Annotated in this window: 25 protein-coding genes; 17 read left to right on the top strand and 8 right to left on the bottom strand. The window is 71.0% G+C overall.

What is annotated here, in order from left to right:
• The first annotated feature begins 3 nt into the window (after positions 1-3).
• Positions 4-807: an inositol monophosphatase family protein gene (locus SLAV_RS10415; RefSeq protein WP_199922201.1), complete on the top strand. Its 804-nt coding sequence runs from the start codon at positions 4-6 to the stop codon at positions 805-807.
• Positions 808-896: 89 nt separating this feature from the next.
• Here the strand turns inward: SLAV_RS10415 and SLAV_RS41510 are convergent, their stop codons facing one another.
• Positions 897-1,064 (bottom strand): hypothetical protein, encoded by a 168-nt coding sequence (locus tag SLAV_RS41510; protein ID WP_167456789.1) that lies wholly within the window; start codon positions 1,062-1,064, stop codon positions 897-899.
• A 282-nt stretch (positions 1,065-1,346) separates the two neighbouring features.
• Here SLAV_RS41510 and SLAV_RS10410 point away from each other — a divergent pair, with 282 nt between their 5' ends.
• From SLAV_RS10410 to SLAV_RS10395, 4 genes are all read left to right on the top strand, one after another.
• Positions 1,347-2,000: a response regulator transcription factor gene (locus tag SLAV_RS10410; protein WP_030235203.1), complete on the top strand. Its 654-nt coding sequence runs from the start codon at positions 1,347-1,349 to the stop codon at positions 1,998-2,000.
• A gap of 4 nt (positions 2,001-2,004) precedes the next feature.
• On the top strand, positions 2,005-3,249 hold the full coding sequence (locus SLAV_RS10405) for a sensor histidine kinase (protein ID WP_030235200.1): 1,245 nt from the start codon (positions 2,005-2,007) through the stop codon (positions 3,247-3,249).
• Between the two features lie 384 nt (positions 3,250-3,633).
• Entirely contained in the window at positions 3,634-3,930 is a 297-nt protein-coding gene (locus SLAV_RS10400; RefSeq protein ID WP_030235196.1) for a DUF4193 domain-containing protein, read from the top strand.
• Between the two features lie 9 nt (positions 3,931-3,939).
• A complete protein-coding gene (locus SLAV_RS10395) occupies positions 3,940-4,872 on the top strand; it encodes a hypothetical protein (protein WP_030235193.1) in 933 nt (310 codons plus the stop codon).
• Positions 4,873-4,940: 68 nt separating this feature from the next.
• On the opposite strand, the gene SLAV_RS10390 is transcribed toward SLAV_RS10395, so the two are convergent.
• On the bottom strand, positions 4,941-5,414 hold the full coding sequence (locus SLAV_RS10390; RefSeq protein ID WP_030235189.1) for a DUF3093 domain-containing protein: 474 nt from the start codon (positions 5,412-5,414) through the stop codon (positions 4,941-4,943).
• Between the two features lie 58 nt (positions 5,415-5,472).
• Between SLAV_RS10390 and SLAV_RS10385 the strand changes: the two genes are divergently transcribed.
• The 7 genes from SLAV_RS10385 (at position 5,473) to SLAV_RS10355 (ending at position 12,205) form a co-directional block, all read left to right on the top strand.
• Positions 5,473-6,057, top strand: coding sequence for a PaaI family thioesterase (locus SLAV_RS10385; RefSeq protein WP_030235187.1), 585 nt, complete (start codon positions 5,473-5,475; stop codon positions 6,055-6,057).
• Positions 6,057-6,593, top strand: coding sequence for a dUTP diphosphatase (dut, locus tag SLAV_RS10380; protein WP_030235184.1), 537 nt, complete (start codon positions 6,057-6,059; stop codon positions 6,591-6,593). The genes SLAV_RS10385 and dut overlap by 1 nt, the downstream gene beginning before the upstream one ends.
• A 1-nt stretch (position 6,594) precedes the next feature.
• On the top strand, positions 6,595-7,371 hold the full coding sequence (locus tag SLAV_RS10375; protein ID WP_030235180.1) for a DUF3710 domain-containing protein: 777 nt from the start codon (positions 6,595-6,597) through the stop codon (positions 7,369-7,371).
• A 230-nt stretch (positions 7,372-7,601) separates the two neighbouring features.
• Positions 7,602-10,337 (top strand): DUF4118 domain-containing protein, encoded by a 2,736-nt coding sequence (locus tag SLAV_RS10370; RefSeq protein WP_078950497.1) that lies wholly within the window; start codon positions 7,602-7,604, stop codon positions 10,335-10,337.
• Positions 10,334-11,020 (top strand): response regulator, encoded by a 687-nt coding sequence (locus tag SLAV_RS10365; protein ID WP_030235163.1) that lies wholly within the window; start codon positions 10,334-10,336, stop codon positions 11,018-11,020. The genes SLAV_RS10370 and SLAV_RS10365 overlap by 4 nt, the downstream gene beginning before the upstream one ends.
• A gap of 24 nt (positions 11,021-11,044) precedes the next feature.
• On the top strand, positions 11,045-11,464 hold the full coding sequence (locus SLAV_RS10360) for an OB-fold nucleic acid binding domain-containing protein (protein ID WP_078950496.1): 420 nt from the start codon (positions 11,045-11,047) through the stop codon (positions 11,462-11,464).
• A 3-nt stretch (positions 11,465-11,467) separates the two neighbouring features.
• Positions 11,468-12,205 (top strand): DUF3159 domain-containing protein, encoded by a 738-nt coding sequence (locus SLAV_RS10355; RefSeq protein WP_030235156.1) that lies wholly within the window; start codon positions 11,468-11,470, stop codon positions 12,203-12,205.
• Positions 12,206-12,303: 98 nt separating this feature from the next.
• On the opposite strand, the gene SLAV_RS10350 is transcribed toward SLAV_RS10355, so the two are convergent.
• Positions 12,304-12,966: a potassium channel family protein gene (locus tag SLAV_RS10350; RefSeq protein ID WP_030235153.1), complete on the bottom strand. Its 663-nt coding sequence runs from the start codon at positions 12,964-12,966 to the stop codon at positions 12,304-12,306.
• Positions 12,963-13,631 (bottom strand): potassium channel family protein, encoded by a 669-nt coding sequence (locus SLAV_RS10345; protein ID WP_030235148.1) that lies wholly within the window; start codon positions 13,629-13,631, stop codon positions 12,963-12,965. The genes SLAV_RS10350 and SLAV_RS10345 overlap by 4 nt, the downstream gene beginning before the upstream one ends.
• 211 nt (positions 13,632-13,842) lie before the next feature.
• On the opposite strand from SLAV_RS10345, the gene SLAV_RS10340 reads away from it, so the two are divergent.
• Together SLAV_RS10340 and SLAV_RS10335 are read left to right on the top strand one after the other, a co-directional pair.
• The gene (locus SLAV_RS10340; RefSeq protein WP_030235145.1) at positions 13,843-15,897 is read left to right on the top strand and encodes an APC family permease; all 2,055 of its coding nucleotides are present in this window, start codon (positions 13,843-13,845) and stop codon (positions 15,895-15,897) included.
• 107 nt (positions 15,898-16,004) lie between these two features.
• Positions 16,005-17,336, top strand: a complete 1,332-nt coding sequence (locus SLAV_RS10335; RefSeq protein WP_030235142.1) for a class I SAM-dependent RNA methyltransferase — start codon at positions 16,005-16,007, stop codon at positions 17,334-17,336.
• A 523-nt stretch (positions 17,337-17,859) separates the two neighbouring features.
• Here SLAV_RS10335 and SLAV_RS10330 read toward each other — a convergent pair.
• The 4 genes from SLAV_RS10330 to SLAV_RS10315 all read right to left on the bottom strand — a co-directional run bounded on the left by SLAV_RS10330 (position 17,860) and on the right by SLAV_RS10315 (position 22,492).
• Positions 17,860-18,894, bottom strand: coding sequence for a hypothetical protein (locus SLAV_RS10330; RefSeq protein WP_030235139.1), 1,035 nt, complete (start codon positions 18,892-18,894; stop codon positions 17,860-17,862).
• A gap of 9 nt (positions 18,895-18,903) precedes the next feature.
• Positions 18,904-20,220 carry a cation:proton antiporter gene (locus tag SLAV_RS10325; protein ID WP_051841206.1) on the bottom strand — a complete coding sequence of 439 codons (1,317 nt, stop codon included), beginning with the start codon at positions 20,218-20,220 and terminating at the stop codon, positions 18,904-18,906.
• Positions 20,207-20,785, bottom strand: coding sequence for a flavin reductase family protein (locus tag SLAV_RS10320; protein ID WP_051841205.1), 579 nt, complete (start codon positions 20,783-20,785; stop codon positions 20,207-20,209). The genes SLAV_RS10325 and SLAV_RS10320 overlap by 14 nt, the downstream gene beginning before the upstream one ends.
• Positions 20,786-20,887: 102 nt before the next feature.
• Positions 20,888-22,492 carry a tryptophan halogenase family protein gene (locus SLAV_RS10315; protein ID WP_030235131.1) on the bottom strand — a complete coding sequence of 535 codons (1,605 nt, stop codon included), beginning with the start codon at positions 22,490-22,492 and terminating at the stop codon, positions 20,888-20,890.
• A gap of 254 nt (positions 22,493-22,746) precedes the next feature.
• Here SLAV_RS10315 and sbnA point away from each other — a divergent pair, with 254 nt between their 5' ends.
• The 3 genes from sbnA to SLAV_RS10300 all read left to right on the top strand — a co-directional run bounded on the left by sbnA (position 22,747) and on the right by SLAV_RS10300 (position 25,656).
• Positions 22,747-23,871, top strand: coding sequence for a 2,3-diaminopropionate biosynthesis protein SbnA (sbnA, locus tag SLAV_RS10310; protein WP_078950494.1), 1,125 nt, complete (start codon positions 22,747-22,749; stop codon positions 23,869-23,871).
• Positions 23,865-24,878 carry a 2,3-diaminopropionate biosynthesis protein SbnB gene (sbnB, locus tag SLAV_RS10305; RefSeq protein WP_030235125.1) on the top strand — a complete coding sequence of 338 codons (1,014 nt, stop codon included), beginning with the start codon at positions 23,865-23,867 and terminating at the stop codon, positions 24,876-24,878. Before sbnA ends, sbnB begins: the two co-directional genes overlap by 7 nt.
• Before the next feature lie 67 nt (positions 24,879-24,945).
• Positions 24,946-25,656, top strand: a complete 711-nt coding sequence (locus SLAV_RS10300; RefSeq protein ID WP_158740771.1) for a DUF4097 family beta strand repeat-containing protein — start codon at positions 24,946-24,948, stop codon at positions 25,654-25,656.
• Positions 25,657-25,689 lie beyond the last annotated feature (33 nt).

Genomic DNA, 25,689 nt, shown 5'->3' with positions numbered 1-25,689 from the left:
AACGTGATCTCCGAAGAGTCGAAGGCCGAACTGCTGGAAGTGGCCCTGGAGGCCGCCCGGCAGGCGGGTGAGCTGCTGCGCGACGGGCGCCCCGCCGACCTGGCGGTGGCGGCGACGAAGAGCAGTCCGATCGACGTGGTGACCGAGATGGACATCGCGGCCGAGAAGCTCATCACGGGCCTGCTCGCGGAGCGCCGGCCCGAGGACGGCCTGCTCGGCGAGGAGGGTGCCGACACCCCGGGCACGAGCGGGGTCCGCTGGGTCGTCGACCCGCTGGACGGCACCGTGAACTACCTCTACGGGCTGCCGAGCTGGGGCGTCTCCATCGCCGCCGAGTACCGCGGCGAGACCGTGGTCGGCGTCGTCGCGGCGCCGATGCGCGGCGAGACGTACCACGCGGTGCTCGGGGGCGGCGCATGGCTGGGCGGCGAGCGGCTGGCCTGCCGGGCCGACGCACCGCTGGACCAGGCGCTGCTGAGCACCGGCTTCGCGTACGTCCAGACCCGGCGGGCCCACCAGGCCGAGGTCGTGCGGCGGATCATCCCGCTGGTGCGGGACATCCGGCGGGGCGGCTCGGCGGCGCTGGACCTGTGCGACGTGGCCGCGGGGCGCCTCGACGGGCACTACGAGCGCGGGCTCAACCCGTGGGACCTGGCCGCGGGCGAGCTGATCGCGCGGGAGGCAGGCGCGCTGACGGGCGGCCGGCCCGGGGAGCCCGCCTCCGGCGAGCTGACGCTCGCGGCCTCCCCGGCGGTGTTCGCCTCGCTCCAGCCGCTGCTGGAGGAAGCCGGGGCCTGGCACGACTGACGGCATGGAACGGGCCCCGGCCGCCACGGACGGCGGCCGGGGCCCGTTCGAGCTTTCGTGCCGGGTGTTGCTGTGCCGGTGCCGACGGGTCAGGCGGCGGTCACGGCGACGCCGTGTTCCGCCGCGAGCCGCTGGAGATCTTCCAGCTCGGCCTGCTCCACATCCGCGAGGTAGTCGTCGCCCGTCTCACGGGCCTTGCTGAGGTCCGACTGCGTGGCTTTGATGCGCTGCAGAAGACCCGCGGTGAATGCGTCCATGGTGGGTGCGCCCCCTCTTCGTGGGTCGGCGGCGGACGAGCACGGAGCAGTCCGCCGTCATGGAGTGGTTGGGGTGTGCTGACGTCCTCCCCGGCACCCCGGTCCCAGAAACCTCGTAAGACGAGGGAATCCTCACCTCCACCCCATCCACACCCCTCATCCACCCCGCAAACCCGTCCCCGGACGGCCCCAGGGGCGCCTTACAGCCGGTTTACGGCGGAAACCGGCAGGATGGAGGCGCAATACACGTGTGCCCTTCTGGGCTCGAAGGAAGGAAACGACGTGCGCGTACTCGTCGTCGAGGACGAGCAACTGCTCGCCGATGCGGTGGCCACCGGCCTGCGCCGGGAGGCCATGGCCGTGGACGTCGTGTACGACGGCGCCGCGGCCCTGGAGCGCGTCGGGGTGAACGACTACGACGTGGTGGTGCTCGACCGGGACCTTCCCCTGGTGCACGGGGACGACGTCTGCCGCCGGATCATCGAACTCGGCATGCCCACCCGGGTGCTCATGCTCACCGCCTCCGGCGACGTGAGCGACCGGGTCGAGGGCCTGGAGCTGGGGGCGGACGACTACCTGCCCAAGCCCTTCGCCTTCACCGAACTGACCGCCCGCGTCCGGGCCCTGGGACGGCGCACGACGGTGGCGCTGCCGCCGGTGCTGGAACGGGCCGGGATCAAGCTGGACCCCAACCGGCGCGAGGTGTTCCGGGAGGGCAAGGAGGTCCAGCTGGCACCGAAGGAGTTCGCGGTGCTGGAGGTGCTCATGCGCAGCGAGGGGACCGTGGTCTCCGCCGAGCAGCTGCTGGAGAAGGCCTGGGACGAGAACACCGACCCGTTCACCAACGTGGTCCGCGTCACCGTCATGACCCTGCGCCGCAAACTCGGCGAGCCGCCGGTCATCGTGACCGTGCCCGGCTCCGGATACCGGATCTGACCGGATGGCCGCGACCCCTGCGCCACCGACGGCGCCACCGAAACCGACCTGGGACCCCGGCCAGCCCGAGGGTCCCTTCCCTTGGCTGAGACCGACCATCCGGATACGGCTCACGCTGCTGTACGGCGGCATGTTCCTGATCGCCGGGATCCTGCTGCTGTCGATCATCTACCTGCTGGCCGCCCAGGCGCTGCGGGAGGGCAACGCGCTCCCGTTCAAGATCGTCGGCGGTCAGAAGGTCGAGGTCTCCAGCACCACCTGTTCCGGGGTGGGCATCGACCAGTCGATCGACCAGTTCAACGCCGCGATCGGACAGTGCATCCTCGACCAGCGCAAGCACGCCCTGGACGACCTGCTGCGCCGGTCCCTGATGGCCCTCCTGGGCCTCAGCATCATCGCCTTCGCCTTCGGCTACGCGATGGCCGGCCGGGTGCTCTCGCCGCTGGGCAAGATCACCCGTACCGCCCGCCGCGTGGTCGGCTCCGACCTGACCCGTCGGATCGAGCTGGACGGGCCGGACGACGAGCTGAAGGAGCTGGCCGACACCTTCGACGAGATGCTGGACCGCCTGGAGCGGGCCTTCACGGCCCAGCAACGCTTCGTGGCCAACGCCTCGCACGAGTTGCGGACCCCCCTGGCGATCAACCGGACGCTGCTGGAGGTCCACCTCTCGGATCCCGGAGCACCGGTGGAGCTCCAGCAGCTGGGCAAGACCCTGCTGGCCACCAACGAGCGCAGCGAGCAGCTGGTCGAGGGCCTGCTGCTGCTGGCCCGCAGCGAGAACCAGATCGTCGAGCGCAAACCGGTCGACCTGGCGGAGGTCGCCTCGCGCGCCATCGACCAGGCGCGCGCGGAGGCCGTGGCGAAGGGCGTGGAGATCCGCGGCGAGCGGGCACTGGCCGTGATCCAGGGCAACGGCGTCCTGCTGGAGCGGATCGCCCTCAACCTGGTGCAGAACGCCGTCCGGTACAACGTGCCGGAGGGCGGCTGGGTGGAGGTCACGACCGAGGTCCAGCACGGCCAGGCGGTGCTCCTCGTCTCGAACACGGGTCCCGTGGTTCCCGCCTACGAGGTGGACAACCTCTTCGAGCCCTTCAGACGGCTGCGTACGGAGCGCACGGGCAGCGACAAGGGTGTCGGGCTCGGTCTGTCGATCGCGCGCTCCGTGGCGCGCGCGCACGGCGGCCGCATCCTCGCGACGCCGCGCGAGGGTGGTGGCCTCGTGATGCGTGTCACGTTGCCCCTTTGATCCACCCGGGACCCTGTTCGCTGTCAGCGGAATGGCCGGGTGGGGCGACGGGTGGTAGTTGTGTGATCGATCACAGTGTCGAGTGTCCGGTCATGTGCGTTCGGTGATGCCGGTGAGGCCGGAAAGCCCGGGAAGTCCGGGTTTCCGGCCCCCCTGGTGGCGGGAAATACACGGGGTGGCGTTTGTGCAAGACGGCCCCCGGACCGTGTACGGTCCCGGTCGTCATCCCAGCCACAAGCTCCTTCGGGCGTGCGGCTGGGTGTCGATTGAGTAACAGACCTTGATGTGAGGCAAAATCTCCGCCTCAGGTCGGGCACAAGTCCGGCCTCTCGCGCGTTACGTGCGCTGAGACACCGCTAAATCCCAGAGGGGGAGAGCGAAAAAATGGCAACGGACTACGACACCCCACGCAAGACCGACGATGACGTCGACAACGACAGCATCGAAGAGCTGAAGGCCCGGCGCAGCGAGAAGTCGTCCTCGAACGTCGACGTCGAGGACTTCGACGGCGCCGAGAGCCTGGAGCTTCCCGGTGCGGACCTTTCCAACGAGGAACTGGCCGTCCGGGTCCTTCCCAAGCAGGCGGACGAGTTCACCTGCATGAGCTGCTTCCTGGTGCACCACCGCAGCCAGCTGGCACGGGAGAAGAACGGTCAGCCGATCTGTCGCGACTGCGACTGAGGCTCGGCGGTGACCGGCTCGACGCCCTTTCGGAAGCGACGCTTCCGGAAATCCGGCGGTCCGGCGGAGACGAGCGCGGTGGCCACGGGCCCGGAAACGGGCCCCGGCACCCCCGCCGCCCCGCCCCTCGACACGACCGTCGTGCCCTACGGCACCGCCCAGGCGGTGCCGCCGGCCACAGCGGCCGACGAGGGGTCCCGGGAGCGCAAGCCCGGGGCCGGCCGGATGCAAGCCGTCAAGAACGGTGTGCGCAAGGGCGGCGAGGGCGCCAAGGCCGCCGCCCTGTACATCGCCGACCGCATCATCGAGAACGCACCGCGCGTTCCCGTACGGGACCTCGCGACCCTGCGCGCGCAGTTCCCGGGTCTGGACCCCGATCAGCTGGCCGACAAGCTGATCTCCGGGGCCGCCCACGCCACCTCCACGGTCGGCGCGGGCATCGGCGCCGCGGCGATGCTGCCGGTTCCGCCCGCCATGCCGGCGGAGCTGGCCGCGGAGATCACCGCCGTCGCCGCGATCGAGCTCAAGCTCGTCGCCGAACTCCACGAGGTCTACGGGCAGCGGCCGCCCGGCACCCTGAAGGACCGCAGCACCGCCTACCTGACGGCATGGACCGAGGAGCGCGGGATCGACCTCACCAAGCCGACGACGCTGAACGCGGCGCTCGGCGGGCAGATGAAGCGCGAACTGCGCCAGCAGATCATGAAGCGGATGTTCCGCAACCTGCCCAACCTGATGCCGTTCATGGTCGGAGCGGCCGTCGGCGCGGTCATGAACCGCCGGGACACCAGGAAACTCGCCGAGAAGGTGCGTACGGACCTGCGCAGGCGGGCCGCGCCCTGGGAGTACCTCCCGCAGCCCCGGCCCCTTGACGACCCCTCCCAGCCCCTTCCCGGGGCACGCAGAGCCGCACTGGAGGGTCCGGAGCACGAGCCGCGCTGAGCCTTCGCCGTGGCGGAAGCCCACGGACGCTCGGACCGGGACCCTCCCCGGACGCCCCGGCCCGGCCCTCAGGCGCCGGTCGCCGGGACCGCCTGCGCCGCGCGGATCGCCGCCGCCAGGGCCCGGGGTTCGCGGGTGGAGAGGTACACGTAGGGCGTCGGGTCCGCCGGGTCGGTGACCTCGACGCGGACCGCCGTGGGCACGTAGCTGCGCATCAGCATGAAGGCGCGGACGTCGGCCTTGTACGTGCGCCAGGCGCGGGCCTCCTCCGCGTCCAGGACCTCCGGTTCGCCCAGCGCCGTCACCGGGATCCGGGCCTCGCCCGCCGCCAGCGAGCCGTTGACGACGCGCACGCGCGCGGAACCGTACGAACTGACCAGCAGCGCCGCCAGCGCCGTGCCCCCGACCAGCCCGGCCAGCATCGGCAGGGTGCCCAGCGGGAGCAGCGTCAGCGCGCACGCCAGCCCGGTCAGGGCGGCGATGCCCCACCAGGAGCGGGGGGCGGACAGTCGTTCGTCGTGGTGCGCGGGGGAGAGCTGCATACACGCAAGCCTGCCACGAGGCGACCGGCGGGTAGCCGCGCGGGTAAGGTCAGCGGCTGTGAGTGGACGAAACACAGCGTTGACGCCCCCGGCCGATGCCGCCGCGCCGGTCCGGCATCCCGACGCCCCGGCCCCCGGCGAGCTCCTCGGCGCGCACTACGAACACTGTTTCGGGTGTGGCGGGGGACAGCCGCACGGGCTCCATCTGGAGGCCCGCGCGGGCGAGGGCGTGCGCATCACCGCCGAGTTCACCGTCAGGCCCGCTCACCAGGGCGCGCCCGGACTCGCCCACGGCGGGGTCCTGGCCACGGCTCTCGACGAGACGCTCGGCTCGCTGAACTGGCTGCTGCGCGTGATCGCGGTGACCGGCCGGCTGGAGACGGACTTCGTGCGGCCCGTGCCCGTGGACACCGTGCTGTACCTGGAGGCCGAGGTCACCGCCGTCGCGGGACGGAAGATCTACTCCACGGCGGTGGGCCGGATAGGCGGCCCGGACGGCCCGGTCGCCGTCCGCGCGGACGCGCTCTTCATCGAGGTGAAGGTCGACCACTTCATCGACAACGGTCGGCCCGAGGAGATCCGGGCGGCGATGGCCGACCCGGACCAGGTCAGGCGCACCCGCGCCTTCGAGGTGAACCCCTGATGTCCCAGAACAACCATGCTCCCGTCGACGTGCTGATCCGCCGCGTCGACCCCGAGGTGCCCCTCCCGTCCTACGGTCACCCCGGCGACGCCGGCTGCGACCTGGTGACCACCGTCGCCGCCGAGCTGGAACCCGGGGAGCGGGCCGTCCTGCCCACCGGCGTCTCCATCGCGCTGCCCGACGGGTACGCCGCCTTCGTGCACCCGCGCTCGGGCCTGGCCGCCCGCTGCGGGCTCGCGCTCGTGAATGCCCCGGGGACGGTGGATGCCGGGTACCGTGGGGAAATCAAGGTGATCGTGGTCAATCTCGACCCTCGCGAGAGCGTCAGGTTCGAGCGTTTCGACCGCATTGCCCAGCTGGTTGTCCAGCGGGTCGAGAAGGTGCGCTTCCACGAGGTGGAGGAGCTTCCCGGCTCGGCCCGGGCCGACGGGGGGTTCGGCTCCACCGGCGGTCATGCGGCCGTGGCCGGATCCGGCGCTGGTCAGCAGGGTGGGAATGGCTACGCTTCGGTCGTAACCGACCGGGAAGGACAGTGACGTGTTCGGACGTCGCAAGAAGAACGACTCCGTCAAGGACGGCGGCGCGGCCGAGCAGGTCGACGGCGTGCGCGCCGATGAGCCGGCCGACGGACTCGACTCCACCAAGCCGCGCAGGCTGAACCTGCCTCCGGCTCCGCGTCCCGACGGCCCGTGGGACGTTTCCGAGGTGCCCGGGAACCCGGCCGACGGCCGCGTCGACCTGGGCGGCATCCTCGTACCCGGTGTCGAGGGCATGGAACTGCGCGTCGAGGTCGCCGGGGACGCGATCGTGGCCGCGACCGTGGTCCTCGGCGACAGCGCGGTGCAGCTTCAGGCTTTCGCCGCGCCCAAGAAGGAGGGCATCTGGGGGGAGGTCCGCGAGGAGATCGCCTCGGGGATCACCCAGCAGGGCGGCATCATCGACGAGGTCGAGGGCCCGCTGGGCTGGGAGCTGCGCGCGCAGGTCCCCGTTCCGCTGCCCGACGGCCAGACGGGCGCCCAGCTGGTGCGCTTCGTCGGCGTCGACGGCCCCCGCTGGTTCCTGCGCGGTGTCATCTCCGGCCAGGGCGCGGTGCGCCCCGAGTCGGCGGGCGTGCTGGAGAACATCTTCCGGGAGACCGTCGTCCTGCGCGGCGAGGGCCCGATGGCCCCGCGCGACCCCATCGTCCTGAAGCTGCCGAACGACGCCCAGATGGTGCCGGACGGCGTGCAGACGGCCGAGGACCAGGAGGGCTCCCGCTTCTCCGGCGGCATGGGCCAGCTGGAGCGCGGCCCGGAGATCACCGAGGTCCGCTGACCTCCCGGTATCCCGGAGGACCGTGAGGTCCATCGGGGTACCGCACGTGGCCGGTGGGCCCCGCACTCCGCAGTGCGGGGCCCACCGGCCTTCGTGCTCCGCGCGCCGGTCCCACCGGCCTGCGCGTCCCTGACGCGCCGGGCCCACCGGCGCGTCAGGGATGCGTCAGGGATGGGTCCGGGGCCGGCGATCGGTGCGTGAACTGCGGAGATGTCCCGGAGAATGAGCGCATGGGACGCGGCAGGCTAAGGATCTATCTCGGCGCGGCACCCGGTGTGGGCAAGACGTACGCCATGCTCTCGGAGGGCCACCGCCGGGTGGAGCGGGGCGGCGACTGTGTCGTCGGTTTCGTCGAGCACCACGGGCGGGCCCGCACCGAGGTGATGCTGCACGGACTCGAACAGGTGCCGCGCCAGGAGCTCGCGTACCGCGGCGCGTCCTTCACCGAGATGGACGTGGACGCGGTGCTGGCGCGGCGGCCGGCCGTGGCGCTGGTGGACGAGCTCGCCCACACCAACGTCCCCGGCTCGCGCAACGCCAAGCGCTGGCAGGACGTGGAGGAACTGCTCCGGGCCGGGATCGACGTCGTGTCCACCGTCAACATCCAGCACCTGGAGTCGCTCGGCGACGTGGTCGAGTCGATCACCGGGGTGCGCCAGCGCGAGACCGTCCCGGACGAGGTGGTCCGGCGGGCCGACCAGATCGAGCTCGTCGACATGTCCCCGCAGGCCCTGCGCCGCCGGATGGCCCACGGCAACATCTACCGGCCCGACAAGGTCGACGCGGCCCTGTCGAACTACTTCCGGCCCGGGAACCTCACCGCGCTGCGCGAGCTGGCCCTGCTGTGGGTGGCCGACCGGGTGGACGACTACCTTCAGGAGTACCGGGGCGAGCACGGCATCCGCTCGACCTGGCAGGCCCGTGAGCGGATCGTCGTCGGGCTCACCGGCGGGCCGGAGGGGCGCACGCTGATCCGGCGGGCCTCCAGGATGGCCGCCAAGGCCTCCGGGAGCGAGGTCCTCGCCGTCTACATCGCCCGCAGCGACGGGCTCACCTCGGCCTCGCCGAAGGAGCTCGCGGTCCAGCGGACCCTGGTCGAAGACCTTGGCGGAACGTTTCACCATGTGATCGGCGACAACATCCCCGAATCCCTCCTGGAATTCGCCCGCGGGGTCAACGCCACCCAGGTCGTCCTGGGCTCCAGCCGCCGCAAGGCCTGGCAATACGTGCTCGGGCCGGGCGTGGGCGCCACCGTGGCCCGCGACTCGGGTCCCGACCTCGACGTGCACATCGTCACCCACGAGGAGGTGGCCAAGGGCCGCGGGCTGCCGGGGCCCCGCTCCACCACCCGGCTCGGACGGCCCAGGATCGTGGCCGGCTGGCTGGTCGGGGTGGTCCTCCCGGCGCTGCTGTGCGTCCTGCTCACGCACATCACCGCGAACCCGGGCCTGGCCAACGAGATGCTCCTCTTCCTGGCCCTGACGGTGGCGGCCGCGCTGGTGGGCGGGCTCTGGCCGGCCCTGGCCTCGGCCGCCTTCGGCTCGCTGCTGCTCAACTACTACTTCGCCCCTCCGCTACACCGGTTCACGGTCTCCGACCCGCGCAACATCATGGCCATCGCCGTGTTCTTCGGGGTCGCGGTCTCGGTCGCCTCCGTGGTGGACCTGGCGGCCCGGCGCACGCACCAGGCCGCCCGGCTGCGCGCGGAGTCCGAGATCCTCTCCTTCCTCGCCGGGAGCGTGCTGCGCGGCGAGACCGCCCTGGACGCGCTGCTGGAACGGGTGCGCGAGACCTTCGCGATGGAGTCCGTGGCCCTGCTGGAGCGGGCCGGGGACGTCGAGCCCTGGACCCGCGCCGGGAGCGTCGGCCCGAGCCCGGCCGCCCGGCCCGAGGACGCCGACGTGGACATGCCGATCGGCGACCACATGGCGCTGGCCCTGTCCGGCCGGGTGCTGCCGGCCGAGGACCGCCGGGTGCTCGGGGCGTTCGCCGCCCAGGCCGCCGTGGTGCTGGACCGCCAGCGGCTCGTCGGGGAGGCCGAGGAGGCCCGACGGCTGGCCGAGGGCAACCGGATCAGGACGGCCCTGCTGGCCGCCGTCAGCCACGACCTGCGTACGCCCCTGGCCTCCATCAAGGCGTCGGTGTCGTCCTTGCGCTCGGACGACGTGGAGTGGTCCGAGGAGGACCGGGCCGAGCTGCTCGAAGGGATCGAGGACGGCGCCGACCGGCTGGACCACCTCGTGGGCAACCTGCTGGACATGTCCCGCCTCCAGACCGGCACCGTGACCCCGCTGATCCGGGAGATCGACCTCGACGAGGTGGTCCCGATGGCGCTCGGCGGCGTACCGGAGGACAGCGTGCTGCTGGACGTGCCGGAATCCCTGCCGATGGTGGCCGTGGACCCGGGGCTGCTGGAGCGGAGCGTGGCCAACGTCGTGGAGAACGCCGTCAAGTACAGCCCCCGCGGACAGCCCGTGCTCGTCGCGGCCAGCTTCCTCGGCGACCGGGTCGAGGTCCGGGTCGTCGACCGCGGGCCCGGGGTGCCGGACGCGGCCAAGGACAGGATCTTCGCCCCCTTCCAGCGGTACGGGGACGCCCCGCGCGGCGCCGGCGTGGGCCTCGGTCTGGCCGTGGCCCGGGGCTTCGCCGAGGCGATGGACGGCACCCTCACCGCCGAGGACACCCCCGGCGGCGGACTGACGATGGTGCTCACGCTGCGCGCGGCCGGCCGGGACGCCCCGGCCGGGGACGGGCCGCCGCGGGAGGCCGCCGGAACCGGGCCGGGCCCGGGCGGCGTCGACCGCGGGGGAGGCCCGCAGGGCGCCGCGCGGCCCCCGGGCGGACCGCCCCCGGACCGGGATGCGGCCGTGGGGGCGGCGTCCGCGGCGGGAACAGGACAGACAGCGGCCCCGGATCCGACGGGAGCCGGGGACCACTCCGAACGACAGAAAGCAGGACCCCAATGACCCGGGTGCTCGTGGTGGACGACGAGCCGCAGATCGTCCGAGCCCTCGTGATCAACCTGAAGGCGCGCCGGTACGAGGTCGACGCCGCGGCCGATGGGGCCCAGGCCCTGGAGCTCGCCGCGGCCCGCCACCCCGACGTGGTCGTCCTCGACCTCGGCCTGCCCGACATGGACGGGGTCGAGGTGATCAAGGGGCTGCGGGGCTGGACCCGGGTGCCGATCCTGGTGCTCTCCGCCCGGCACAGCTCCGACGAGAAGGTCGAGGCCCTCGACGCGGGCGCCGACGACTACGTCACCAAGCCCTTCGGCATGGACGAGCTGCTGGCCCGCCTGCGCGCGGCCGTCCGCCGGGCCGAGCCGACGGCGGGGGCGGGCGAGGACGAGGTGGTGGTGGAGACCGAGGGGTTCACGGTGGACCTCGCCGCCAAGAAGGCGGTGCGCGAGGGACGCGACGTACGCCTGACCCCCACCGAGTGGCACCTGCTGGAGGTGCTGGTCCGCAACGGCGGGAAGCTCGTCAGCCAGAAGCAGCTGCTCCAGGAGGTCTGGGGCCCCTCGTACGGGACGGAGACCAACTACCTGCGGGTGTACATGGCCCAACTGCGCCGCAAGCTGGAGGCCGACCCCTCGCACCCGCGCCACTTCATCACCGAACCGGGCATGGGATACCGCTTCGAGAGGTAGCGGGGGCGCCGGTAGGCTTCCGGTATGAGTGCTGAACCGCGTCCCGAGAAGCCCGCGAAGCCGGCCCGGCCGGCGGGCCGGTTCCGCCGGATGATCGAACGGCTGTCCACCTCCCAGGAGGAGCTGCATTCGGCGGAGCTGCAGGAGGACGCAGAAGCCGCGGGGTGCACGCGGATCTGCGACTGCCACGACCGCCAGATAGTCAAGGTGACCGGAACCCTGCGTACGGTCACCCTGCGTCCCCGGGCGGGCGTCCCCGCCCTGGAGGCGGAGCTCTTCGACGGCTCGGCCCCGCTGGACGTGGTGTGGCTCGGACGTCGCTCGATCGTGGGAATCGAACCCGGGCGGCGCATGATCGCCTCCGGACGGATCTCGATGAGTCATGGGCGCCGGGTCCTCTTCAACCCGAAGTACGAACTCCGACCGCTCGGACAGGAGCACTGACCGGTGACGTCATTCGACCGCTCGTCCCCCCCGCCGAACCCGCAGGACCCCGCGGCCGACCAGAAGGCCGTGACGCAGGCGGCCCTCTTCGACGCGTTCGGCGGCATCCGGGGCACCGTGGAGACGATGCTCCCCGGCCTGCTCTTCGTGATGATCTACACGATCAACAAGGACGTGAGGTCCTCGGCCATCGCGGCGGGCGCGGTCGCCGTCCTGCTGGTGATCGTCCGGCTGCTGCGCAAGGACACCGTCAAACACGCCTTCAGCGGTGTGTTCGGCGTGGGCGTGGGCGTGGCCTTCGCCCTCTTCACGGGCAGCGCCAAGGGCTTCTACCTGCCCGGCATGATCTACGGTGCCGGCCTGGGCGTGGCGTTCACGCTGTCGGCGCTCGTGGGCTTCCCCCTGCTGGGCGTGATCCTCGGACCGGTCTTCAAGGAGAACCTCTCCTGGCGCACCCGCAACCCGGGGCGCAAGAAGGCCTACACCAAGGCCAGCCTGGCCTGGGGCATCATCTTCCTCGCCAAGTACGCGATCCTCTTCCCGCTGTACTGGTGGGGTGACGCGACGCAGCTGGGCTGGGTGCTGATCGCGCTGAAGCTGCCGCCGATGGTGCTGGCCGTGTACTTCACCTGGGTCTTCCTCGCGAAGGCGCCGCCGCCGATCGACGTCATCGCCGAGTACGAGGCCGAGGAGGCCGCGGAGAAGGCGGCCAAGGCCGCCGCGCGCGAGCGGGGCGTCTGACACACCGGCCGGCACGGCACGAAGGGGCGGGGCGACCATTCGGTCGCCCCGCCCCTTTCGTCGTACCGGCTGCGGGTGCCGGTGCCCCTACGGGTGCCTCAGTGACGGGCCTGGAGGAGTTCCTCCAGCTGCTCCTCGCGGGCCTGCGCGGCCACGAAGAGGAGCTCGTCGCCGGGCTCCAGGGTCTCCTCGCCGTGCGGCGTGAGCACCCGGTTGCCCCGGATGATCGTGACGAGCGAGGTGTCCTCCGGCCAGGAGATCTCGCTGATCTGGGTGCCCGCGACCGAGGAGTCGGCCGGCAGGGTCAGCTCGACGAGGTTGGCGTCGCCGTGGCTGAAGCGCAGCAGCCGCACCAGGTCGCCGACGCTGACGGCCTCCTCGACGAGGGCCGACATCAAGCGCGGGGTGGACACCGCGACGTCGACGCCCCAGGACTCGTTGAAGAGCCACTCGTTCTTCGGGTTGTTCACCCGCGCCACGACCCGGGGGACCCCGTACTCGGTCTTGGCGAGGAGGGAGACGACCAGGTTGACCTTGTCGTCACCGGTGGCGGCGATGACCACGTTGCAGCGCTGCAGCGCGGCCTCGTCCAGCGAGGTGATCTCGCAGGCGTCGGCCAGCAGCCACTCGGCCTGGGGGACCCGCTCCACCGAGATGGCGGTCGGCGCCTTGTCCACGAGGAGCACCTCGTGGCCGTTCTCCAGCAGCTCGCCCGCGATGGAGCGGCCCACGGCGCCGGCTCCGGCGATCGCGACCCTCATGCGTGTGCCTCCTCGGGGCCCTCGGCGAAGGCCGCCTCAACCTTGTCGATCTCGTCCGTACGCATCATCACGTGGACGAGGTCGCCCTCCTGCAGCACGGTCTGCGAAGTCGGCAGCATCGCCTCGCCCAGGCGGGTGAGGAACGCGACACGCACGCCCGTCTCCTCCTGGAGCCGGCTCACCTTGTGCCCGATCCAGGCGTCCGAGGTGTGCACCTCCGCGAGCTGCACACCGCCGCTGGGGTCGCGCCACAGCGGCTCGGCGCCCGAGGGCAGCAGACGGCGCAGCATCTGGTCGGCGGTCCACCGCACGGTCGCGACGGTGGGGATGCCGAGGCGCTGGTAGACCTCCGCGCGCTTGGGGTCGTAGATGCGGGCGGCGACGTTCTCGACGCCGAACATCTCCCGGGCCACGCGGGCGGCGATGATGTTGGAATTGTCACCACTGCTGACCGCGGCGAAGGCGCCCGCGTCCTCGATCCCGGCCTCCCGCAGGGTGTCCTGGTCGAAGCCGACCCCGGTGACCCGGCGGCCGCCGAAGGAAGCCCCGAGCCGGCGGAATGCGGTGGGGTCCTGGTCGACGACCGCGACCGTATGCCCCTGCTGTTCCAGGGTCTGCGCGAGGGCGGAGCCCACTCTTCCGCAGCCCATAATGACGATGTGCACGGCCGTCCTTCCGGCTGACAGCGGCTCGCTGGTTTCCAGCCTCATTGCATGCTCTGGCTAAACAGGGTCTCAGACCATGGCCCAAGCTACACACGGGCGGTCACCAGTGCGGCCTTTTGGGGTTCGCGGGGGTGCCGCATTGGGGCCCGTGGCCGCGGATAAGGGGGCGGGGGGTTCGTCAGCCGGATTTCGAACGCTTACGATCCTCTGCGTGTCCAAACTGACCGACGTGCCCAAACGGATCCTGATTGGCCGGGCGCTACGCAGCGACCGCCTCGGGGAAACCCTCCTCCCCAAGCGGATCGCCCTTCCTGTGTTCGCATCCGACCCGCTCTCCTCGGTGGCCTACGCCCCCGGCGAGGTACTGCTGGTCCTGTCGATCGCGGGTGTGTCGGCGTACCACTTCAGCCCCTGGATCGCGGTCGCGGTCGTCGTGCTGATGTTCACGGTGGTCGCCTCCTACCGGCAGAACGTCCACGCGTACCCGAGCGGCGGCGGCGACTACGAGGTCGCCAACACCAACCTCGGACCCCGGGCCGGTCTCACCGTGGCGAGCGCCCTGCTCGTCGACTACGTGCTCACCGTGGCCGTGTCGATCTCCTCCGGTGTCGAAAATCTCGGCTCCGCCGTCGATTTCGTCATCGAGCACAAGGTGCTCTCGGCGATGATCATGATTCTGCTCCTCACGCTGATGAATCTGCGCGGGGTCAAGGAATCCGGGAAACTCTTCGCCATTCCGACGTACGTGTTCGTCGGGGCCGTGTTCGTGATGATCGCGTGGGGCGCCTGGCGCGGCCTCGTGATGGGCGACACCATGGAGGCACCCACCGCCGGGCTGGAGATCAAGGCCGAACACCAGGGGCTGGCCGGCTTCGCCCTGGTCTTCCTGCTGCTACGGGCCTTCTCCTCCGGCTGTGCCGCCCTGACCGGCGTCGAGGCGATCAGCAACGGCGTGCCCGCCTTCCGCAAGCCCAAGAGCAAGAACGCCGCGACCACCCTCGCGCTCATGGGCATCCTGGCCGTCACCATGTTCTGCGGGATCATCGGCCTGGCCATGTCCACCAACGTGCGGATGGCCGAGTCGCCCGCCACCAACCTGCTCGACAACGGCGTCCCCGTCGGACCCGACTTCGTCCAGCACCCGGTGATCTCCCAGGTCGCCGAGGCCGTCTTCGGCAACGGCAGCTTCCTGTTCATCCTGCTGGCGACCGCCACCGCGCTCGTCCTGTTCCTGGCCGCGAACACCGCCTACAACGGCTTCCCGCTGCTCGGCTCGATCCTCGCCCAGGACCGCTACCTGCCCCGCCAGCTGCACACCCGCGGCGACCGGCTCGCCTTCTCCAACGGCATCGTGCTGCTCGCGGGCGCCGCCATGCTGCTGGTGTGGATCTACGACGCCGACTCCACCAAGCTGATCCAGCTCTACATCGTGGGCGTCTTCGTCTCCTTCACGCTGAGCCAGATCGGCATGGTCCGGCACTGGAACCGCCACCTGCGCAGCGAGCGCGACCAGGCCGCCCGCCGCCGGATGCAGCGCTCCCGGGCCATCAACACCTTCGGCGCCTTCTTCACGGGCATGGTGCTGGTCGTCGTCCTGGCCACGAAGTTCACCCACGGCGCCTGGGTCGCCCTGCTCGGCATGGTGATCTTCTACGGAACCATGACCGCGATCCGCAAGCACTACGACCGGGTCGCCAACGAGATCGCCGCCGCGGAGGGCCCCAGCGACGACAGCGTGCGCCCCTCCCGGGTCCACTCGATCGTCCTGGTCTCCAAGGTCCACAAGCCGACCCTGCGCGCCCTCGCGTTCGCCAAGCTGACCCGCTCGGACACCCTGGAGGCGCTCAGCATCAGCGTCGACGCGGACGAGACCAAGGCGCTGAAGGCCGAGTGGGAGCGGCGGGGGATCAACGTCCCGCTGAAGATCCTCGACTCCCCGTACCGCGAGATCACCCGGCCGGTCGTCGAGTACGTCAAGGGGCTGCGCAGCGAGAACCCGCGCGACGCCGTCAGCGTCTACATCCCCGAGTACGTCGTCGGCCGCTGGTACGAGCACCTGCTGCACAACCAGAGCGCGCTGCGCCTCAAGGGCCGCCTGCTCTTCACCCCCGGTGTGATGGTCACCTCGGTGCCCTACCAGCTGGAGTCCTCGGAGCTCGCCAAGCGGCGGGCCAAGAAGCGCCAGGACTGGAACGCCCCGGGCGCCGTCCGCCGCGGCCCCGTCGACAGCCCGCGGCCGCGGCCCAGGGATCCGGCGGGCAAGTAGCGCCGCAAGGGTTGCCGCAGGGGTTGGTGAACGGCCGGACGAGATCCACGTAAACTGGTGGGTCGGTCGTCCGGCCGTTCCCATTTATGTTTTGGAGTCTCCCCACCATGACCGAGCAGAACGAGAAGCAGTCACTGGTCGGGGAGGAGTACGAGGTCGAGATCGGCCCCGTCGCGCACGGAGGCCACTGCATCGCCCGCACCGCCGACGGCCGGGTCCTGTTCGTCCGCCACGCCCTGCCCGGCGAGAAGGTCGTCGCCCGCGTCACGGAGGGCGAGAGCGACTCCCGCTTCCTGCGCGCCGACGCGATCACGGTCCTGGACGCCTCGAAGGACCGCGTGCCGGCCCCCTGCCCGTACGCCGGCCCCGGCAAGTGCGGCGGCTGCGACTGGCAGCACGCCAAGCCGGGCGCCCAGCGCCGGCTCAAGGGCGAGGTCGTCGCCGAGCAGTTGAAGCGGCTCGCCGGGCTCACCCCGGAGGAGGCCGGCTGGGACGGCACCGTCATGCCCGCCGAGGGCGACAAGCTCCCGGCCGGGCAGGTCCCGCAGTGGCGCACCCGCGTCCAGTTCGCGATCGACGAGGACGGCAACGCGGGCCTGCGCAAGCACCGCTCGCACGACATCGAGCTGATCGACCACTGCATGATCGCGGCCCCGGGCGTCTCGGAACTCGGCATCGAGAAGCAGGACTGGCCCCAGATGGCGTCGGTCGAGGCCATCGCCGCCTCCGGCTCCGGCGACCGCCAGGTGGTCCTGACCCCGCGCCCCGGCGGCCGCCTGCCCCTCGTGGAACTCGACAAGCCCGTCTCGGTCCTGCGGGTCGAGGAGAAGGACGGCGGCGTCCACCGCGTCCACGGCCGCCCCTTCGTCCGCGAGCGTGCCGACGGCCGCACGTACCGCGTCGGCATGGGCGGCTTCTGGCAGGTCCACCCGCAGGCCGCCGACACCCTGATCAAGGCCGTCATGCAGGGCCTGATGCCGCGCAAGGGCGAGATGGCCCTCGACCTGTACTGCGGCGTCGGCATCTTCGCGGGCGCCCTGGCGGAGCGCCTGGGCGACACCGGGGCCGTCCTCGGCATCGAGACGACGAAGCGCGCCGTCGAGGACGCCCGCCACAACCTGGCGGACTTCCCCCGGGTCCGCATCGAGCAGGGCAAGGTCGAAGCCGTCCTCCCGAAGACCGGCATCACCGAATGCGACCTGGTCGTCCTGGACCCGCCCCGCGCGGGCGCCGGCAAGCAGACGGTCCGCCACATCGCGGGCCTCTCCGCCCGCCGCGTCGCCTACGTCGCCTGCGACCCGGCGGCCCTGGCCCGCGACCTGGCGTACTTCGCCGACAACGGCTACAAGGTCCGCACCCTCCGTGTCTTCGACCTCTTCCCGATGACCCACCACGTGGAGTGCGTCGCGATCCTGGAGCCTGCCGAAAAGGGCGCCTGACCTGCCGTTTCTCCGAGTGTGCGCTAGATGGGTGTTACGTGCGTTCGGCGCGGTGTCCCGGCAGGTGTCCGACGCACCTTGACGCTTGAGCGGCCCGGATTCCGACGGTCATCATGCGGGACGGGGTGGCGTGTTCGGAGGGCATGGTCTCGCCCCGGGTGCGTACGGGCGTTGCCGTGCCCCATCAGCCGGGAGTCCTCCGGCCGGTTCAGCGACCGGATCGCGGCCGGCACATGCACGGAGCCCGTCCGCGCTCGCCCCGGCGGCTTCGGCACACCTGCCTGCCGGGCGGCGTCCAGGACCCGGTCGAAGGCCATCCGCCTCGACCTCGGCCGGCCAGGCACGGAACTCGCACAGCACGGAGTAGCCCCCGGCTGCTCCCGCTGCAACGTCGTCGACACCCTCCCCGAACGACGACGTCGGCCTCCAAGACCACAACCAGGCCTTGAAGGCCGACGTCACGCCCGGTCCGGATTGGCCAACGGCATCCCGGGCGGGGTGGGGTCGAGCCGGAGAAGACGGATCAGGAGCAGTGCCAGATGGCCGGGTACATGCTGTCCGGGGTGCCCGGGACGGGGGCGTGGCCTATGAGGGCGTTGTCCGGGGTGAGGGCGTTGACGTAGCCGTCGCCGGGGACGGTGCCCTTGGGGGTGGTGAGCTGCCAGAGGGTGTTGCTCTTGCCGTAGCCGAAGATCAGGCCGGTCGGGCTGATGCCGTAGGCCTCGATGCTGCCGGTGAGCTTCTTTGCGGTGCCGTCCTGGTCCCACACGACGCCGAACGAGCTGCGCGAGGTCAGGCCGATGCCGACCGCGCGGCCGTTGGAGATGCCCGTGACCTGTGCGTTGGGGGCACCGACCGGCAGGGGGAGGGCCTTGGCGACGCCGTTCTTCACGGTGTACGGGCGCCAGGTGGCGTCGACGTCCGACTCGACGGTGACCGCCACCGTGCCGTCGGAGTCGACCCCTTTCACCTTGCTGCCGGCCGGGAAGCCCGGGGCCTTGATCACGGTGCCGGGCCGGTCGGCCGGCCAAACGTAGACGGTGTCGAGGTTCGGGTTCTCACTGCGCGTGCTGGCGTAGATGTCGCCCGCGTCGCTGATGGCCGTGGGGGCGAGGCCCGAGACTCCTCCAGGCAGCGGCAGGGCTTCCAGCTTGCCGTCACGGGAGCGGAACGGTACGAGGTAGCCGCTCGGCCAGCCGTCGTCGCCGCCGGTGATGTTGAAGGCGGATCCGACCACGACGCCGCTGCTGTTCACGGCGTTGACGTTGGGGGCGGTGTTGGCCCCCGGGACCGTGCCGAGGTCGGTGACCGTTCCGTCCTTCCACACCGCGGCATGGGCGTCCGCCGCGCCCGCGATGGTGACGGTGCCGCCGAAGACGTCCTTGGCGCCGGAGCGGGTGGCGTTGCCGCCGGTGGCGCCGGCCGGGAGGGGCAGGATGGTTGGCTTGTAGACGCAGCCGGCCGCCGGGGCGGCGTGGGCGGCCGGGGCCCCGAGACCCGATACGGCCACGGCCGCCGCGAGGGAGAGGGACAGGGCGAGGACGCGCTTTTGGGGCATGACTTTCCTTCAGCGGGTTTCGAATTGCTTCTTCGGGCGGCCGGTTCCCCGACCGGCCGGGACCGGTGGCGTCGGCCGGGTGCTCTTGGCCGACGGACGGTGCAGCAGGCCGAGGGCCGGGCCGGTGATCGCGGTGGTGACGAGGGCCATCACGACAAGGATCGTGAACAGCTGGGGGCCGATGACCCCGAGCTCGTAGCCGATGTTCAGGATGATCAGTTCGGTGAGGCCGCGGCAGTTCATCAGCGCGCCGATGGTCAGGGAGGAGCGCCAGTCCTGGCCCACCGTGCGGGCGGCCAGGGTCGCGCCGCCCCACTTGCCGAGCACGGCCACGGCCAGGACCGCCGCGGCCCACAGCCACTGGGACGCCTCGGTCAGGCCCGCCAGATCGGTCCGCAGGCCGGTCTGGACGAAGAAGAGCGGTAGCAGCACCGGTACGGCCACCGAACGCATCCGGCTGGCGGCGCGCTCGATCGGCAGCGAGCCGCGCGGCATGACCGTGCCGAGCAGGAACGCCCCGAAAACGGTGTGCACGCCGATCCGGTCGGTGGCCAGACCGGCCAGGCAGATGGCGCTGAACAGGGCCACGATCAGCGTGCTCTCGTGGTGCTCGCCGGAACCGGAGGGCCGCGCGCTGCGGGCGGCCAGGCGGGCGAGCAGCGGCCGCACCACCCAGACCATCGCGGCGGTGAAGGCCGCCGTGAGGGCCGCGGTGGCCGCCGCGTCCAGCGGGGAGCTGCTCACCGTCAGGGCGACCACCAGCGAGAGCAGGCACCACGCCGTCACGTCGTCGATGGCGGCGCAGGCCAGGGCCAGCGCGCCCGTGGGCGTGGCGTACAGACCCCGCTCGCCGAGGATGCGGGCGAGCACCGGGAAGGCGGTGATGCTCATGGCCACGGCGATGAAGAGGACGAAGGGGAGCCGCCCGACCCCCTCAGGTGCCAGGGGCCCGTACATCACCAGGGCCAGTGCCGACCCGAGCAGCAGCGGCAGGGCGATGGAGGCCTGGCTGACGGCGAGTGCTCCGCGGCGGTTGCCGCGCAGGGACGGCAGGTCCAGTTCCAGGCCGATCAGGAACATGAAGACGAGCAGGCCGAGTTGGCCGAGGACACCGGTGAAGGGCAGGACCGCGGGCGGCAGCAGCCAGTGCTGAGCCGATGGCCACAGCCAACCCAGGAGCGAGGGGCCCAGCATGATGCCGACGCACATCTCGCCCACCACCGGCGGCTGGCCGATCCGCTGAACGAGGGCGCCGCCCGCCCGGCAGGCGAGGATCACTGCGGGCAGCGCCACCAGCAGCAGGGGCAACGGGTCAGCCGCGGCCATGGCCGACTCCATCGGACGCCGCCGCCGGTACCGGCGACGCGCCGGGTACCCGGGCCGCAGCCGCCGACCAGCTGCCGTACTGGCGCCTGCCGTAGAGCAGGGGATCGGGGGCGGATTCAGCAACCGTGACCCGCAGTACCTCGCCGAAGACGGCGGTGTGGTCACCGATGACGACCGTGCGGGCCACGGCGCAGTCGGCGGTGGCGTGTGCGGCTTCGGTCAGGTGCGGCCCGCCGGCGCCGAGCGGCAGTCGCCAGTCGGCCCGCGCGAAGCGGTCGGGCACCGCGGAGGCGAACAGGTCCGAGACGGAACGGGCTTCCTCATGGAGCAGGTTGAGGGCGAACCGGCCGCTGTTCACGGCGGCGTCGAGGGTCGGGCTGCCGTTGCGCAGGCAGACCACGAGCGTGGGGGGAGAGAGCGCGACGCTCGCCAGCGAGCTGCATGTCATACCGCGCGGGGTGCCGTGTGCGTCGAGGGCGGTGACCACGGACACCCCGGAGGGGAACGAGGCCATCAGGGGGCGTATGTCGGCTTCTTCGGTCGGTGCGGATACCGGTCTCGGCATGGCTGACTCCGTGGGGGTCACTCCGGAAGGGAGCCAGCGGCCCGTGCGCCGTGCGGGGCGTACGGGCCGCTGGAGGACGGGTTTCGACGGGCTGTGCCGGATTCAGGAGGCGCCGTGCAGCTGGCGCAGGTAGTCGTAGGTGCTGGGCAGGGTGTCGAGCAGGTCCTGCTGCTGGCGCTTGACCGTCTGGAAGAGCGGCTGGGCCCCGGCGACGGACTCCGGCTTGTAGGCGAGCGCGGGCAGCGGCTCGTCCGGGACCAGGCCGAGGCCGGCGAAGATGCAGTAGTAGCTGCCGTTGGTCCAGAAGTTGCGGAACTCGGCCTCGAAGTTGCCGTAGTACGTGGACTCGTCGGTCACCGGCGAGTTGATCGGCAGACCGGCGCGGTAGGCGGCGATCTTCTTCTGGATGTTGTCGGGGAGCGTCAGCTCCTTGTTGGCGCGCCAGAACGGCGTGTCGTTGCGCGGCGCGTAGTAGAAGTGTGCCTGGATGAAGTCGCGCGTGTCATCGAACATCAGCTCGATCTCGTTGTTGAACGCGCCGATGAGCGACTCGTTGAAGTCCTTGTTCGGGAAGTGCTTCGCGAGCTGGTAGATGGCCGCGGTGATGAAGTAGATGCCGGTCGACTCCAGCGGCTCCAGGAAGCAGGAGGACAGGCCGATGCTGACCACGTTCTTGACCCAGGCGCGGCGGTTGCGGCCGACCCGGAAGCGGATGTGGTTGAACTTCGTGTTCTCCTGGTCCAGGCCCCAGAGCTCGCTGAACTCCTTGGTGGCCTCGTCCTGGGAGGCGAACTTGCTGGAGTACACGTAACCGCTGCCGAAGCGGCCCAGCATGGGGATCTTCCAGGCCCAGCCGGAGGACATCGCGATGGCGGAGGTGTACGGCTCGACGCCGTTGGCCTCGTCGTCGTGCGGCACCGCCGTGGCGACGGCCGAGTCGCACAGCAGGTGGTCGCTCATGTCGATGAAGGGCTCCGCCATGGCCTCGTTGATCAGCAGGCCGCGGAAACCGGAGCAGTCGATGAACAGGTCGGCGTCGAGGACCCGGCCGGACTTGGTGTGCAGGGCGGTGACGAAGCCGCGCTCGTCCTGCTCCACGCGCGTCATCTCGTCCTCGACGTGCAGGACGCCCTGCTTCTCGGTGGCGAATCTGCGCAGGAACTTGGCGACGAGCGCGGCGTCGAAGTGCCAGGCGTAGCGGGTGGCGGGGCGGCCGTCCATCCAGCGCGGGGCCAGCTTGGCGTCCATGACCGGGGGTTCGCGGAAGCAGGCGTAGTCGAACGGCTCGTTCGTCTCGCCCTCGAACTTGCGCTTGTACCAGTAGTGGGAGAGCGGCGTCTGGTCGTAGTCGGGGAGCAGGCCGAACGGGTGGTAGAAGTGGTCCGGGCCGCCCTCCTCCAGCTCACGGGCCTCGGCCTCGCCCTGGCCGCCGGTGCGCCAGTTGACGAAGCGGACCGCCATCTTGAAGCTGGCGTTGCATTCGCGCATCCACTCGTCCTCGTTGATCCCGAGGTAGTCGAAAAGCACGCGCTGGAGATTGGGTACGGTTGCCTCGCCCACGCCGATGCGGGGGATGGTCGGCGCCTCCAGAACCGTGATCTCCACGGTGTTCTGCAGTGCCTTGCCGAGGTAGGCGGCCGTCATCCAGCCTGCCGTGCCTCCACCGAGGATGACGACTTTCTGGATGCGGTTGTCGGTGCCGGTCATGTACGGCTCATTTCTTCGGGTGAGAGCGGGAAGGTGGACGGGTGTGGGCTCCGTGCGTGCCCACGGCGGGCAGCGGAGCAACCGATGGACGCCACCCTCGTCAGTGCGGCTATGACGCCTCTATCCGCAGGGGGGCCGGGCCGTATGGAGGGGATATAGCCCCCCCGGCGAACCTGTACGGGCTGAAGATCCGTTCAGCGACGGGCCGAGTCAGCCGACCTCCCGGACCCCGCAGCAGAGGATGGCTCCATCACATGCCGTACGACGAAGGGAAAGCCGCAGCAGTCGAGCGCCAGCACCCCGCCCCGGGGGTGAAGGGCATCCTCTCGACCGTGGGCGGCACTCCGCTGATTGAGCTGGAGCGTCTCGTTCCAGGGTTCACCTCGCGCGTCTACGCGAAGGCCGAACGCTTCAACCCCGGTGGCAGCATCAAGGACCGCTCGGCGCTCGGCATGGTGCTCGGCCGGATCCGTTCGGGCGAGCTGGTGCCGGGCCGGTCCACGGTCGTCGAGTCGAGCTCGGGGAACCTCGCCATCGGGCTCGCCCAGATCTGCGGGTACTTCGGTTTGCGGCTGATCTGCGTCGTCGACGCCCGCACCACCGAGCAGAACATCGCCATCCTGCGCGCCTACGGAGCCGAGGTCGAGGTGGTGACGCAGCCCGACCCGAAGACCGGAGAGCTGCTGCCGCAACGGCTGCGACGGGTCGCGGAGCTGCTGGAGCGCATCCCGTACGCCTACTGCCCCGACCAGTACTCCAATCCGCTCAACACCCGCGCCCACGAGACGACCATGCGGGAGATCGCGGACGCGCTGAACGGCGAGGTCGACCACCTGATCCTCACGGTGGGTACCACCGGAACGCTCAGCGGCTGCGCCGAGTACATCCGCACGGCCGGCCTGCGCACCACCGTCCACGCCGTGGACGCGGTCGGCAGTCGGCTCTTCGAATCGCCCGTCTCCTGCTCCCGGCTGATCCCCGGTCACGGGGCCTCCGTGGTCCCCCCGCTGCTTGACCGCTCCGACGCCGACGACGTCCTGCACGTCACGGACATGGAGTGCGTGGTGGGGTGCCGCAGGCTCGTGCGCCGCGAAGCCATCCTGGCCGGCGGCTCCTCGGGCGCCGTCGTCTCCGCCCTGGAGCGGCTGGCACCGACGATCCGGCCGGGTTCCAACGTGGTGCTCGTGCTGCCCGATGGCGGCGACAGGTACCTCGACACCATCTACGACGACACCTGGGTGCGCGCCAACTTCGGCGAGATCTTCCACCTCTGGAAGGAGCCGGAGCGCGGCCCCGGCGCACCCCGGCACGCCGGCCCGTGGGGTCCGCTGCTCGACGACACCGTGAAGAACACGAAGAAGGAGACAGTGCTGTGCTGATCATCGGCCACCGCGAGGTGCGTGACATCCTCAAGGGGCGTGAGCGGGAGATCATCTCGCTCGTCGCGGACGCCTACCGGCTGCACGACGAGGGCCGTTCGGCGCTGCCGCACTCCGTCTTCCTGCGCTTCCCCGGCGACGACCGCAACCGCATCATCGGCCTGCCCGCCCACCTGGGTGGGCAGGAGCCCGTATCCGGGATGAAGTGGATCGCCAGCTTCCCCGGCAACGTGGCCCAGGGCAAGGAGCGGGCCAGCGCCAGCATCGTGCTCAACTCCATGGCGGACGGCACCCCCGAGGCCTTCATCGAGGCTTCCCTCGTCTCCGCGAAGCGGACCGCCGCCTCCGCCGCGGTGGCCGCCGGGCTGCTCTCCACCGAGCGCGAGCCCTCCGGCATCTCCCTGATCGGCCTCGGTCCCATCAACCTGGAGGTGCTGCGCTTCGCCAAGGCGCAGCTGCCCTCGCTGCTGGAGGTCACCCTCTTCGACCTGGACACCGAGCGCGCCCACGCCTTCGGATCCAAGGTCCGCAAGATCATCCCTGGTGCCGCAGTGCACTACGCCGCGAGCGCCGGCGAGGCCGTCGCCGCACACCGCCTGGTCTCCCTCGCCACCACCGCCGGCACCCCCCACCTGGACCTCGGCGCGGCCGGACCCGGCACCACCGTGCTGCACGTCTCGCTGCGCGACCTCACCGTCGAGTCGATCCTCGGCGCCCAGAACGTCGTCGACGACGCGGACCACGTCTGCCGCGAGCGGACCTCGCTGCACCTCGCCGAGCAGGCCACGGGGGGACGTGAGTTCGTCGACGCGACGATCGGCGGGATGCTGCGCGCCCCCGACTCCTTCCGGCGTGATCCCCACCGTGTCGCCGTTTTCTCGCCGTTCGGTCTCGGCATCCTCGACCTCGCGCTCGCCCAGTGGGTCAAGCAGCAGGCCGAGGAGTTCTCGATCGGGACAAAGGTGGACGACTTCCTGCCACTCGACGTGGTGCGTTCGGCAGCGTGAGGCGCGCCACCCCCATGATCAGCGGATGGCAGGACCATCCGACCCCACACATGGAGAGTTCCGGTCAATGAAGATCCGTATGCGCATGTCCCTGGTCGCGGGGGTCGTCACCCTCGGTGTCCTGGTTCCCCTCCTCACCGCCTGCGAGCAGTACGACGAGTCCGAATCCAAGACCTTCGACGTCAGCGAGAAGGCCACCAGCGTGTCTGTCGACTCCGGTGGCGGCAACGTCCAGGTCGTCCAAGGCGACGGCGAGACGGTGAAGGTGACCGAGGACGCCAAGTACGCCTCGGGCAAGAAGCCCAAGACCGAACACTATGTGACGGACGGTAAGCTCACGCTGAAGGTGGGCAGCGACTGCCGCGACGGCATTTCGGACGCCGACTGCTCGGTCGACTACAAGGTGGAGGTGCCCAGCGGCGTGGCCGTCACGGTGCGCAGCGGCGGGGGGACCGTCGGGCTCACCGGGGTCACGGGGGCCGTGGACGTCAGCTCGGGCGGCGGTGAGGTCAAGGCCAAGGGGCTGGCGGCCTCGAAGCTCAAGGCGGTCTCCAGCGGCGGCACCATCGACGTCAATTGGGTCAAGCCCCCGGACGACGTCAACGTCGAGGCCAAGGGCGGCAACGTGACGGTGCGGGTCCCGGACGACAGCTACAACGTCTCGGCCAACACCTCGCTGGGCTCGGAGAAGGTCGAGGTGAAGTCGAGCTCCACCGCCTCGCGCAGGATCGTCGCCCACACGTTCGCCGGAGACGTCAAGGTCCTCGTAGCCGGCTGACGGCGGTAGTCCTCGCCCGGAACAATCTGGAGA

The sequence above is a fragment of the Streptomyces lavendulae subsp. lavendulae genome (assembly GCF_002803845.1).
GTDB lineage: Bacteria > Actinomycetota > Actinomycetes > Streptomycetales > Streptomycetaceae > Streptomyces > Streptomyces lavendulae.
This window is presented reverse-complemented; position numbering and strand designations above follow the sequence as displayed.

Bases quoted from the DNA above. Each gene is read 5' to 3' on its own strand.
- SLAV_RS10315 (WP_030235131.1), bottom strand. From the start codon at position 22,492: ATGACCGGCACCGACAACCGCATCCAGAAAGTCGTCATCCTCGGTGGA.
- sbnA (WP_078950494.1), top strand. From the start codon at position 22,747: ATGCCGTACGACGAAGGGAAAGCCGCAGCAGTCGAGCGCCAGCACCCC.
- SLAV_RS10370 (WP_078950497.1), top strand. From the start codon at position 7,602: ATGGGACGCGGCAGGCTAAGGATCTATCTCGGCGCGGCACCCGGTGTG.
- SLAV_RS10330 (WP_030235139.1), bottom strand. From the start codon at position 18,894: ATGCCCCAAAAGCGCGTCCTCGCCCTGTCCCTCTCCCTCGCGGCGGCC.
- SLAV_RS10320 (WP_051841205.1), bottom strand. From the start codon at position 20,785: ATGCCGAGACCGGTATCCGCACCGACCGAAGAAGCCGACATACGCCCC.
- SLAV_RS10405 (WP_030235200.1), top strand. From the start codon at position 2,005: ATGGCCGCGACCCCTGCGCCACCGACGGCGCCACCGAAACCGACCTGG.
- SLAV_RS10325 (WP_051841206.1), bottom strand. From the start codon at position 20,220: ATGGCCGCGGCTGACCCGTTGCCCCTGCTGCTGGTGGCGCTGCCCGCA.
- SLAV_RS10300 (WP_158740771.1), top strand. From the start codon at position 24,946: ATGAAGATCCGTATGCGCATGTCCCTGGTCGCGGGGGTCGTCACCCTC.
- dut (WP_030235184.1), top strand. From the start codon at position 6,057: ATGTCCCAGAACAACCATGCTCCCGTCGACGTGCTGATCCGCCGCGTC.
- SLAV_RS10335 (WP_030235142.1), top strand. From the start codon at position 16,005: ATGACCGAGCAGAACGAGAAGCAGTCACTGGTCGGGGAGGAGTACGAG.
- SLAV_RS41510 (WP_167456789.1), bottom strand. From the start codon at position 1,064: ATGGACGCATTCACCGCGGGTCTTCTGCAGCGCATCAAAGCCACGCAG.
- SLAV_RS10390 (WP_030235189.1), bottom strand. From the start codon at position 5,414: ATGCAGCTCTCCCCCGCGCACCACGACGAACGACTGTCCGCCCCCCGC.
- SLAV_RS10400 (WP_030235196.1), top strand. From the start codon at position 3,634: ATGGCAACGGACTACGACACCCCACGCAAGACCGACGATGACGTCGAC.
- SLAV_RS10350 (WP_030235153.1), bottom strand. From the start codon at position 12,966: ATGAGGGTCGCGATCGCCGGAGCCGGCGCCGTGGGCCGCTCCATCGCG.
- SLAV_RS10360 (WP_078950496.1), top strand. From the start codon at position 11,045: ATGAGTGCTGAACCGCGTCCCGAGAAGCCCGCGAAGCCGGCCCGGCCG.
- SLAV_RS10365 (WP_030235163.1), top strand. From the start codon at position 10,334: ATGACCCGGGTGCTCGTGGTGGACGACGAGCCGCAGATCGTCCGAGCC.